The sequence below is a fragment of the Paenisporosarcina sp. P5_A11 genome (genome assembly GCF_056400705.1).
The window spans coordinates 1-12,706 of record NZ_JBFUKT010000091.1; the positions used below are offsets into that span (position 1 = coordinate 1).

A 12,706-nucleotide genomic window follows, 5' to 3' on the forward strand; every position below is an offset into this window, starting at 1 on the left:
TTTCTTAATTCAAATGAAGCAAAGAAATATTAAACTAGATACAAATGATCAAACCATCGAAATTGCTTAATTTCGATGGTTTTTTCTGTTTTGTCTCACTGTTACAAGTATACTTGGTTACTGAGATGTAGCTTCCTATAATTTATATTATGTCAACTAGTTAAAAGAAACGCCATGATTGGTCGTATTCTCTATAGTTCCTAAATATCTGTACTTTGGAACTTACCTTCGGTACTTTTCTTCTCATACTTCGCGTTTTTCATGTGAACGATAATCCTCCTATTTAAGCGTATTTGTACAGATACTGAATTATCGTTTAATCACTCTGCACCTCAAGGAGGTTTTTCATTGCAATTAAACGAAGCAATTGACGAGTTCATTTTGTACATCCAAATTGAAAAAAATTATTCGAATCTTACGGTCGTCAGCTATGAATACGATTTGTATCAATTTTTAGCCTTTTTAGAGGTTCATCACTGTTCAACGGTTTTGTCTTCCATCACGAAAACCCAAGTGCGCCGCTTTATCCAGCATCAACTAGGAACACGTAAACAAAAACCTAGATCCATGAATCGAAAAATATCGTCTTTGAAATCATTCACGAAGTACTCGATTAAAGAAAAACATCTGCTGCATGACTTTATTAGTGGCATTGAAACACCCAAAACCGAAAGAAAACTCCCTGTGTATATGTCGCTAAGTGATCTTCAGCAATTGTTTCGTTCGCTGGAACAAGATCGTTCGTCCTTATCAAAAAGAAATGAGGTTATATTCAAGTTATTGGCCACAATTTAGGGATAAGTGAACGGAGCCACGCATAAAACAACGGTAAACAATTCACTACAATAAATAGTGTATTGCACAGGCACCTAAAATTAATTTACCAGGTCTTTGAGAAGTAAATAGCCGAAACCGAAAAAAACTAATCGCCCTCATTTTATTGAGAATGGTTAGTCTTGACGAGTCTTATTTTCTTGTACCTTTGTGCCAAATAGTCGTGAAAGTTTAATCATTTAACGTAACATCCTACTTTGGAATATTTGAATTTGAGCCGTTCTCTCTAATCTTATCCCTACTTCGCTATTTCTCTTTGATTTGCACCCTTTTTACGGTCATAAACTTCTATACAAATATAACTAACTAAAGGAAGAAGTATAAATAATATCAACCCAAYAGGACTTCTTAATTTTTTTGCAATATGCCCTGCATTTGGGATATTGAAAACTTGTTTTCCTATTAGGTTTTCACCTTTTACCACCTCTTCATCTTTAACGTTGTTATTGTCTCCCTTAGTTACAAAGCCAATTCCACCACTATTATTGATAACTTCAATAACTCTATGCGTAATTAACACACCGCCCAGTTCCTTGAAGGTAATAACATCGTCTACTTTTACTTCCGTTGGGTCTACTTTATTTACAAACAACATATCTCCTGTCTCGAAGGAAGGATTCATACTGTTTGATAACACCGTTAATGGTTGATAACCAAAAAAGAATGTAGGTTCACTCGATTTTTTGAAAGATTGGTAAACAAACATTAAAATTAGGATTATCATAATGGCAATGAACAAACTGAAAACTAAGGCCAATCCTTTCTTTACGATAACCATCACTTATTCACTCCATTTCTGTTAGTTATGCATAATCTTATAATGTATTGTGAAGCTTTTATTTCCGCCATTCAAGTCCAATAGACCGACATAGATCCTTCAATTTATTCACCTGTCTTAGCATTTCACTACGCAAGAATCCTATAATATGTATTTAATAAATAATGAAAATCAATAGCACCCTCATACATTTTCCCGTTTGCCAAACGATTGACAAAGTTCACTGTTAAATTAGCTACTCTCCAGAGAAATAATTATAAAGAATATTAAGGAATGAAGGCTGCCCCTAAAAATCCATAATTTTTAGGGGCAGCCTCTTCATTTATGAATTGCTTTCGCTTTCTACTTCAACTTCAACTTCAACTTCATTTTCGATCTCTGGCTCTTGCTCAGTTTCAGGCTCTGTTACCTTATCGACTTCATCGGTCTCTTCTGGTTCTACTTTCGCATCATCCGGTCCCAATTCATTTACATCGATATCCTCTTTTTTTTCAATTAAAGTTGTTTCCAGCAATAGTTTTTGATCCAACGGAATAGTTATTAACTCGTTAATATAGTTAGCAAATCCCGTCAATTGAAAATTTATTTCCGTTACGCCCATAGCAACCTTTTCATGAAATACTTCAGAGAAAGTCTCTTCGGGAAATAAATTCACTTTATGGCCTTCGAGTTGAATTGGAATTTCTACTTCAGATATGTTCGTTATATCAACTTTAATAGCCACAATTCCACCCGGTTCATAAGAAATTACTTCAGAGGTTTTGAAAAGCACGTCCTCTGTTTTCGCATTTTCCATATATCCACGTGCATTCGTTTCACTAACAAACCATGCCGAGGTGTCATATTGACCCATGACAAAGAATAAAAGGTAAAAGGTAATTAGGGTACTAATTAACATGAGGCCTTTTTTTCCCCTTGCCATAAGTCCATCCTCCTCATACAATCGATTTTAAAAACCTCTTACACGAAAATCTTTTATTTATTTTCGTATTTTGCGCCCTCATCTGTTTGTTTGGCGATCACGTTAAATGCAGCGCTGTACGTTGCTCCTTGGTATTCATTACCGGCACTTTCATCAAGCTTAATACCAATCATAATATCGATATATTGGCCTTCATCCAACTGCCAAAATGAATCCTTTTCACCTTTTCCGAATATAATTTCACCAGAATCAACTGCTTCTTGAGACACAACATTCCCGACTATCTCTACCCCATCAGAATTGCTCGGAATGGATAAGGAGCGCTCATTTGTTGTTCCTTTTAACAGGTTTGCTAGTTTTATTTTAGAATCTTCATATACATCTTGGCCAGGTGTTTTTGTGTATTTCATAGCCATATAGCCAACCTCATATGCACCCAATGATGCCTTGTCTACAGAGTGTTTGTAAGTCGCTTTTAAATATGTGTCTAAATCACCAGTGTTTGAAAGCGAAAGCCACTCACCGTATTGCAGTTGTGAAGGAGTAAATTTCGTACCAGAAAAAATTGGAGTATCGATATCAATTCCGTCGTTAATTGCTAAAACACCACTTTTCATATCCCCTAGCGCATTTGTTTCCGAAGTAAACCATGAATATGTTCCAAATCCGGCTGATACAACAACCAAAGTACCAGCAAGTGCTGTACCCAACAACATTTTTTTTGTCTTTTTCATTTTTTTATTCCCCCATACCCTTTTTATAGTTTTAATTTTCAGTCCCATTAGAGAGTTATTTGCACACAACTTACTTGTGCGCAAATACCCCCACTAAAACACTAAATGTCAGTATCATTAATTATTTGGCTTGAGACCTACTGATTGTAAGAAATCATTCAATCCTTTTTTACCTAACTTCTCGACTGGTTTTTTATCTTTACCAATGTCATGTCCAACTCTCAAGAAATTCTTTTCGATTAAACGAATGTCGAGCTCGTTTACAATTCCATCAATATTGATATCTACTGCTTTATCTTTTTTGCCGTATTGCGCAACGACACGCATGACGTCCATAATATCAATCATGCCATCATGATTTACATCACCAGCGTAAGTAATTGGTGGGTAAGAACGAAGCCAACGACCCGTCAAATCTCCATCAACCTCTTTGACAACATTTACACTACTTGCCCTCGTTAAGTGACCTGGTATTTCAATAATTAGCTTAAAGTCGCCTTTTTGCACCTGGATTCCTTCGATAAAGAATCCACCATTTTCATCGATGTCCCCTGCAAACTTTTTACCATTTGGCGCTTGTACATAGACTTTAGCACCTACTTTACTTAAGTCCACACCATAAACAACTTCTCCGTCTTCTTCCATAAGAGCTTCCGGTGAGATATAGCCCTCCACCTTAGACGTTTGCGGAATAATATTAAACAGGTCATGTCCGAATTTAGGAACTGTTACTGGCTTCGTCTCATTAACCGCAGAATACGTTATGTTGCTGAAGTTAAAGCCATAAGTGCCTCCATAATACTCATCATTAATCACTTCAAAAGTAATATCTAAAAAGGCTTGATCACCACTTATACCTTCTACAGAAGCCCCCTCAAGTGCAGCCCCGAGCGTCACAATCGTATCGGTGTATTGATTTTTAAATTTCGGTTCCTTTAATGCAATCTCAAGATTATTGTCTGCCGCGTACTTTTTAAATGCATCACTTGCTTTAACACCTTTGAACTTAAAGTATTTCTTCGCAAATGCTACATCAAATTGCCCAGCCGCTAGCTCCTTCACATTGTTTAAAGTCAATGTAGCTGTAATCTCATCTTTGCTTTGCACCTTGGATTTATCATACGAAGCAGCGGCGTATAATGTCCCCTCTTTCATAAAGGTATACTGGTCAAACCTTTCAGTTGTCCCCATATCAAATGTCGATAAGGCAAGCTTGTATGGCTTATCCGCAATCTCTTCCGCAAGAACACCAAACTTCATATCACCATTTCCTTTTACGCCCAAAAGTCCGGCTGCGAATGGTGAATCTTCATAATAAACAACTGTATTTGTTGATTGGTCATAATTCAGTCCCTTTGAATTCAGGTAATCGATCGACGAATCTTGAATATTTGTATGGACCCATACCGCGCGATGTCCATCTTCATCTGTGTACATAGACTCATCCACTTCATATAATCCTGGCTTCAAATCCTTAAAGGTCATTTCAGGTTCTGTATTATCAACGACTGCAACGTTTTCATTTACATAAGTATTTCCCTCTGAATCGGATGCAATCATTGTAAATGTGTATCCCCCTTCAGGTAATTCGAAATTCTCATATGAAATCGGGTACAAAGGATCACCTGTGAATAAATTTACATTCCCTGTAAATCCTTGTGTGATATACATTTCAGTACCTGGCGTGATAAAGGATGCGTCGGATATTGACCCAACAAGTCCAATCGGTTCTCCAGTTTCAGCATCATTTATGATGATATCAACTGTTTTCATCGTACTTTTAAATTTGAAAGCTACTGGTGTAAAAGGTACTAGGTATTCATGGAAAAAATCCCAACTATTTGTGATAGCCGGTCTTTCCAACGTTACGAAATCAATGCCTTTACCTGACACACGAATAGCAAATGGAACTTGATATCGTTCATCCGGATTGCTTTCGTTCACCATATGAATATAGCCTTCATATGTTCCCTCGGCAGCATCCTTTGGTACACGAATGGTTGGTTCCAATTCTGACGTCTCTCCTGCCGGAACCGTTACAGTATCTGGTACATCAAATTGAACACCATTTTTCATCGCATCCTGTCTATTCCCTTTTGCCTGTAGAAACTCGACATCAAATGCAAACTTTTTATCTTCAATTTGACTATTTTTAATTACCATTGTCTTTCCGTCTTCAATCCCATCTTCTGATGGATAATGCGTTCCAAATGAAAATGATGCTGTTTCTTGTTTAATCCCAACAACTTCGTCGCCTTCTACCATCTCAGTTTGGTCGAGTACTTTAATGGATGTATCTGTATGAACCGCGTCATAAGCGTTAATACGTCCAGCCCCAACTTCATAAACCGAATAATCCTCTCGTAAATCAACGGACGTATTCATCAGTGCTGCTTTCACGTCAAACGCCGTATAGTCAGGGTTCTCCTGCAAAATGAGCGCTGCTGCTCCAGCTACATGCGGAGATGCCATGGATGTTCCTTGAATTCTTGCATAGGCTGTCTCATACGTATTTCCTTCTGGATCATTTATAAATGATGGATACGTTGAGTAAATCGCTACACCTGGAGCGACAACATCTGGTTTAATGTCAAGGGTTCCTGCGACAGGTCCTCTTGAACTAAAATCGGCTAAATAATCGCCTTCCGATTTTGTATTTCCTACTTCACCAAATGTAAAGACTGATTCCGATAACGTAGTTGACTCTGTTTGCACAGCTGTCTCTGCTGCCTCGATTACTTCCGCCGACTCAGGTAATTCTTTTGACTCCCCTGAATCTGTTGCTTTACTTGGGTTCGTTGCTAGCGCTTGTTTTAACTTCTCGCCATCCTCTTTTGATACGCGGAATGAGGCAATGTATCCTGTGCTTTCACCAATATAAACCGGGACTTGACCTGCTTCATTATTGTAAACAATCGCAGCCTCTGCTCCTGCTACTTTGGCATTACGAATTTTCTCATCAAATGCAAGCTCACCGCGCTCAATAAGTGCAATTTTCCCTGTTAGATTTTTTCCATCATAATCACTTTTTTTACCGTATCCTACATCAACCATTTCATACGACTGATTTTGGAAGTCTTCTATATTATCCGTGAAGTTTTTCGCTAGTAGCTGAACATCTACAAACGTCTCTTCATTTGCTGTTGCAGTAAATGTTGGAACGACCTGTGACACATCACTCGCTCCTACTGTAATGGCAAGTGCCCCAGTTCCAGGTGTTCCCACTGTTCCGGCTCCCGGTCCAGCATTCCCAGCTGCTACAACCGTTACGACATCAGAAAGCATCGCATTGTTAACAGCTATTGACAATGGATTTAGTGCCTGGTTTACATTCGCCCCAAGGGATAGGTTGATAACATCCATTTCATCCTTCACTGCTTTATCAATACCAGCAAGAATTCCGCTTGTCGGACCACTACCATATGGCCCTAGTACGCGGTAATTATACAAATCAACTTCTGGTGCTACACCTTTTACAGCATAGTCCACGTTATTATCTTTTTGTCCGGCAACCGTTCCCGAAACGTGTGTACCATGTGACGTATAGTAGGAACCGCCATACGCATCAAACTCCGGCTTACCAGACGCTTTCCATCCGTCATACGTCGTTTCCATGGGATCAGCATCATTATCGATAAAGTCCCATCCTTTTACGCTGTCAGGATCCACTTTACTTGGGTCTTGTCCTTCAACTGCTTTGTATCCAGCATATGCCCCTTGTAAATCTGGATGATTATAGTCGATGCCGGTATCAAGAACCCCAACTTTAATACCCTGCCCTTTTATATCCTCATCATGAAGCTTGTCCACTCCAATTTGTGGAATACTGTCTATCATTTTAGGCTTGATGGACTTTTGTTGTACTTTTGGCAAATCAAGCTTTACGTCCTCATCTTTCCAAACTCGTTCGACAACGCCAGTTCGCACTAGTTCTTCAACTGCATTGCCTGCTATTGTGATGGCTACACCGTTAAAAGCATCACGATACTCATGTGTAATGTTGATGGCCGCGGATTTTTTACTTTTGTTTAAGTTCTGAATTACCTCTTTGAATTGTTGGTGTGATTCTTCAACCTTCGCTTCTACTTGAGAAACAGACGTACGGCTAGGTTGATTTTTTTGTTTAGCTAGTTCAACCTTTGCCGGATCCTGCTTATATTGAACAATAACGCTTATAGGTTCCTTACTAGCAAGATTGATAGCTGGATCGATGGTAAATCCATTTTCCACCTTTAATTCGTTGAGTGTTCTTCTTTGTTCATCGGTAAGATTGCTTAAAATCTCTTGGATATCTTTTGCCCCATCAGTAGCTCCAACTGATGGCATCGCGGGAAACATCGTAGCTGGTAATAGCATTGCCATCATCATCGCTCTTGCGAATTTCATTGGCATTTTCTTAGACTTTTTTTCTTTACTCACTTCATCCACTCCCGAATTCGTCGTATTACTTTCCGAATTAATTAACAAATTATTCCTCCCTTTCATTCTTTATAAGGGAATGCCTAAGTGTAACGTCACACCCATAGACAACATACTACACCACACTTTAAAGACTATGTATTGGGGTAATTTCGTATCATCATACTATATTGAATATTAATTTCGACCTATTGTTTATTCTGAAAACACCACAAAAGACCCTTGTTGAATACAATCACGATGGATTAAATATCCATCTTTATAATTTATAATTACTAAATAAACAAAATAGTTAATCAATTGAAGAGCTATTAGCTCATACTATTTATAGCGTAATAGAGCACAAAATCAGGCTGTTTCGCGATTCGAAGTCGCGGATTATTATGAAAATATTAAACTTCTATAAAACAAGACAGAACCTAGTGTAAATTACCCCAATTTGCAACATTAATATAAATATTTAGACATTTACATATAGTAGGTCCTTAATACCTAAAAAACATGTTTTCAACGTTTTCGGGAAGTATTCTATAAAAATACCTACATAATATTCCAATTAATGACAATTTGATGAGTGCTCCTAGCATCGTATTAACAACATTCATATGATTGTAGTGCAGATTTCGATCCCTACAAATTCAATTTATGTTAGTAATAAAGGCTTAGAATCTGTTATCTCCTCGAGTTTGTCATGCTCCTCTACCTCGATATTTGTTGCTATATAAGTTGAAYACGTGACTACAGCGTAGGCGCCTTCCAAGGGAGAGCCGGAGCTATAAGGCTGACGGCGAAGCTTTCTTGCTTGTGGTGAGAGACCACCCCGAGGAAGGAGGTAGTTCAATCCTCCCCTAGCTGGGCAAAGTACCAGCAAGTGCTGTACCCAACAACAAGTTTTTTGTCTTTTTCATACCTTTCGTCTTTACCATATTTTTATTCCCCCATATTCTTTATACTGCAGATTTAATTTTCAGTCTTATTTAAAAAGGTATATGCACACAACTGAGTTGTGCGCATATACCCCCATTAAATCACTAAAATGTCAGTGTCAATTAATTATTCGGTTTGAGACCTACTGATTGTAAAAAATCATTCAATCCCTTTTCCCCCAACTTCTCTACTGGTTGTTTATTTTTACCGGCATTTTGCCCAACCCTCAAGAAGTTCTTTTCGATCAAACGAATGTCAAGTTCATCTACAATTCCATCTATATTAATGTCCATTTTCTTATCTGCCTTGCCATATTGTGCTACAACGCGCATAGCATCCATAATGTCGATTAATCCATCATTATTTACATCGCCGGCATAATTAAATGGTGGATAAGAACGAGTCCATCTACCTCTCCAATCCCCATCAACCTTTTGGGCGACCTTTACCTTACTTACACTATCTAAGTGTCCTGGTACTTCTACAATTAGCTTGAATTCGCCTTCGTGTGCTGGAATTCCTTCGATAAAGAATGTGCCATCTTTTTTGATGGCACTTCCATATTTTTTACCATTTGGAGCTTTCACATAGGCTTTGGCACCTATTTTACTTAAGTCCACGCCATAAAAAACTTCTCCGGTTTCTTCCGTAAGAGCCTCCGGGAATATACGGCCTCCCACCTTAGCAGTTTGCGGAATAATTGCAAACTGGTCGTGCTGGAAAACTGGAATTTTTACAGGCTCTACCTTATTAACCCCGGTATAAGTTACGTTCTTATAATTAAAGCCGTAATTGCCCGAATAATACTCATCGTTAATAACTTCAAAGGTAATATCTAAAAAGGCCTGATCGCCATTAATACCTTCAATAGTAGAACCTTCAAGTGAAGCCCCAACATTTACAATCGTCTCACTGTAATTATCTTTAAATGTTGGTTCATTTAATTTAATCTCAAGATTATTGTCTTCTGCATACTTTTTAAATACTTCATTTGCTTTAACACCTTTGAACTTAAAATGATTAGTTGCGAACCCGACATCGAATTGCCCAGCAGCTAGTTCTTTCACATTATTTAAGGTCAATGTAGCCGTAATCTCGTCTTTACTTTGTACCTTAGATTTATCATACGAAGGAGTGGCATATAATGTCCCCTCTTTCATAAAGATATAATTGTCATACCTCGCGGTTGTACCCATATCAAATGTTTGTAAACCAAGAACGTATGGCTTTTTTTCAATCTCTTCAGGAGCAATTCCAAACTTCATATCACCATTTTCTTTAACTTTCAAATATCCGGTCGGGAATGGTGAGCCTTCAGAGTAAACTGTAGTGTTTGATGATTGGTCATAATCTAGTCCCTTAGATCTTAGATAATCTATCGACGAGTCTTGAATATTTGTATGAACCCATACCGCATTATGTCCATCTTCATTTGTATACATAGATTCATCTACTTCATATATACCTGGTTTGAAGTCCTTAAAGGTCATTTCGGGTTTTGTCGTATCAACGACTGCAACGTCATCAGTTGTATAGGTGTTTCCTTGTAAATCGGTTGCAATCATTGTAAATGTGTATTTACCTTCTGGTAAACTAACAGTCTCATTTGAAATTGGATATAACGGATCATTGGTAAATGGATTTACATTTCCCGTAAACCCTTGCATGATATACATTTCAGTACCTGGCATGACACTAGATGCTCCATATAATGATCCGACAAATCCAATTGGGTCCCCAGTTTTGCCATCTTTTACGATGATATCAACTGTTTCCATCGGACTTTTAAATTTGAAAATAACGGGTGTAAAGGGCATTATAAACGCATGGAAGTCATCCCATTCATTCGTGATTACTGGTCTTTCTAGATCKACAAAATCAATACCTTTACCAGTAACACGTATAGCAAATGGAACTTGATAGCGTTCATCCGGATTGCTTTCATTCACAATGTTAATATAGCCTTCATACGTTCCTTCTGCAGCATCTTGTGGAATATGAATTGTTGGTTCTAATTCCGTAGTTTCCCCTGCCGGAACTGTTACAAAATTCGGAATGTCAAATTGAACACCATTTTCCGTGGCATCCTGTCTATTATCTTTTGCCTGTAAAAATTCAACATCAAAATCAAACTTTTTATCTTCTGTTTGACGGTTTTTAATAACCATAGTCCTAGCGTCTTCAATCACATCATCTGATAGGTAATGAGTTCCAAACGAAATTGATGCTGTTTCTTCTTCAATCTCAACAACTTCGTCGCCCTCTACCATCTCGGTTTGATCAAGCACCATAACGGATGTATCTGCATGAACCGCATTATAAGCGTTAATACGTCCAGCTCCTACTTCATAAACCGAATAATCCTCCTGTAAATCAACTGTCGTATTCATTAAGGCTGCTTTTACATCAAACGACGTATATTCAGGGTTCTCCTGTAAAATTAGCGCTGCTGTAGCCGCTACATGCGGAGATGCCATTGATGTCCCTTGAATCCTCGCATAGGCTGTATCATAACTATTTCCCTCTGGATCATTTACAAATGATGGATACGTAGAGTAAATTGCTACTCCAGGGGCAACAACATCTGGTTTAATGTCATAACTTTGCGCGACAGGCCCTCTTKAACTAAAATCAGCTAGATAATCGCCTTTCGATTTTGTGTTTCCTAATTCTCCAAACGTAAAGATTGGTTTCATTGGTTCTACTGGCTCTACTGCCTCTATTGGTTCTACTGGTTCCACTGCTTCCACTGCTTCAGTTACTACTAGTTCTTTCAACTTCTCTCCATCTTCTTTTGACAAGCGGAATGATGGAATATATGCCGTACTTTCACCGATATAATACGGAATTTGACCTGCTACATTATTGTAAACAATAGCAGCTTCTGCTCCCGCTTTTTTGGCATTTCGAATTTTTTCATCAAACGCAGCCTCACCGCGTTCGATGAGCGCAATTTTCCCTGTTAGATCTTTCCCTTCAAAATCACTGCTTGTACCATATCCTACAAAGACAATAGAGTAAGATTGATTTTGGAAACCTTCAAGTTTATCTCCGAAGTTTTTCGCAAGTAACTGAACATCTATAAATGACTCTTTATTTGTAGTTGCAGTAAATGTTGGAATTACCTGTGATACATCACTAGCTCCAACAGTAATAGCAAGTGCCCCAGTCCCCGGGGTTCCCACCGTCATATTTCCCGGTCCTGCATTCCCGGCTGCTACAACTGTTACTACGTCAGCAAGCATTGCATTGTTAACAGCGACAGATAGTGGGTTTAATGGGTTATTTACATTTGCACCGAGGGATAGATTAATAACATCCATTTCATCTCCCACTGCTTTATCAATACCTGCAAGAATTCCACTCGTATTTCCACTACCATATGGCCCTAGTACTCGGTAATTAAACAAATCAACTTCAGGTGCTACACCTTTTACAGCATAGTCCACGTTATTATTTTTTTGGCCAGCAACTGTTCCCGAAACGTGTGTACCGTGTGATGTATAGTAACTATTACCATCCATATCAAACTCCGGCTTACCCGAATTCACCCATTTATCATAAGTCTCTTCCATAGGATCGGCATCGTTATCGATGAAGTCCCACCCTTTTACGCTATCGGGATCAACCGCACTTGGATCTTGCCCCTCTATTGCACGGTACCCAGCGTATGCATCTTTCAAATCTGGGTGATTATAGTCGATGCCTGTATCGATTACCCCAACTTTAATACCCTGTCCTTTTATATTCTCATCATGGAGCTTGTCCACTCCAATTTGTGGAATGCTGTCTATCATTTTAGGCTTTATTGATTGTTCCTTTACTTCAGGTAAATCAAGCTGTATGTTCCCATCATTCCATACACGCTTGACAACACCAGTTCGAATTAAATCTTCAACTACATTACCAGGTAATGTGATGGCTACACCGTTAAAAGCATCGCGATATTCATGTGTAATGTTAATTTCAAGGGATTTTTTACTTTTAGCTAACTTCTGAAGTGCATCTATAAATTCACTATGTGATGCTTCAACCTTCTCTTCTGCTCTAGAAAGAGAAAAAGTACTACGTTTTTGTTTGGCCATTTCAACC

The 12,706-nt window shown here is 38.4% G+C and carries 6 protein-coding genes; 1 reads left to right on the top strand and 5 read right to left on the bottom strand.

From position 1 onward, the window contains the following. The first annotated feature begins 348 nt into the window (after window positions 1–348). Window positions 349–795: a site-specific integrase gene (locus tag AC1DOS_RS12645; RefSeq protein ID WP_477537792.1), complete on the top strand. Its 447-nt coding sequence runs from the start codon at window positions 349–351 to the stop codon at window positions 793–795. 277 nt (window positions 796–1,072) lie between these two features. Here AC1DOS_RS12645 and AC1DOS_RS12650 read toward each other — a convergent pair whose 3' ends face one another. The 5 genes from AC1DOS_RS12650 to AC1DOS_RS12670 all read right to left on the bottom strand — a co-directional run. Next, complete coding sequence (locus AC1DOS_RS12650; protein ID WP_477537795.1) at window positions 1,073–1,612, bottom strand: signal peptidase I; 540 nt, start codon at window positions 1,610–1,612, stop codon at window positions 1,073–1,075. A gap of 322 nt (window positions 1,613–1,934) precedes the next feature. After that, window positions 1,935–2,534 carry a hypothetical protein gene (locus tag AC1DOS_RS12655; RefSeq protein WP_477537793.1) on the bottom strand — a complete coding sequence of 200 codons (600 nt, stop codon included), beginning with the start codon at window positions 2,532–2,534 and terminating at the stop codon, window positions 1,935–1,937. 53 nt (window positions 2,535–2,587) lie between these two features. Beyond that, on the bottom strand, window positions 2,588–3,268 hold the full coding sequence (locus AC1DOS_RS12660; protein ID WP_108587040.1) for a hypothetical protein: 681 nt from the start codon (window positions 3,266–3,268) through the stop codon (window positions 2,588–2,590). A 117-nt stretch (window positions 3,269–3,385) separates the two neighbouring features. After that, a complete protein-coding gene (locus tag AC1DOS_RS12665; protein WP_477537796.1) occupies window positions 3,386–7,660 on the bottom strand; it encodes a S8 family serine peptidase in 4,275 nt (1,424 codons plus the stop codon). A gap of 1,076 nt (window positions 7,661–8,736) precedes the next feature. After that, on the bottom strand, window positions 8,737–12,706 hold a 3,970-nt coding region (locus tag AC1DOS_RS12670; RefSeq protein WP_477537794.1), incomplete at its 5' end, for a S8 family serine peptidase.

Excerpts from the sequence above, each read along its gene's own strand:
- AC1DOS_RS12655 (WP_477537793.1), bottom strand. The coding sequence starts at position 2,534 with ATGGCAAGGGGAAAAAAAGGCCTCATGTTAATTAGTACCCTAATTACC.
- AC1DOS_RS12660 (WP_108587040.1), bottom strand. The coding sequence starts at position 3,268 with ATGAAAAAGACAAAAAAAATGTTGTTGGGTACAGCACTTGCTGGTACT.
- AC1DOS_RS12665 (WP_477537796.1), bottom strand. The coding sequence starts at position 7,660 with ATGCCAATGAAATTCGCAAGAGCGATGATGATGGCAATGCTATTACCA.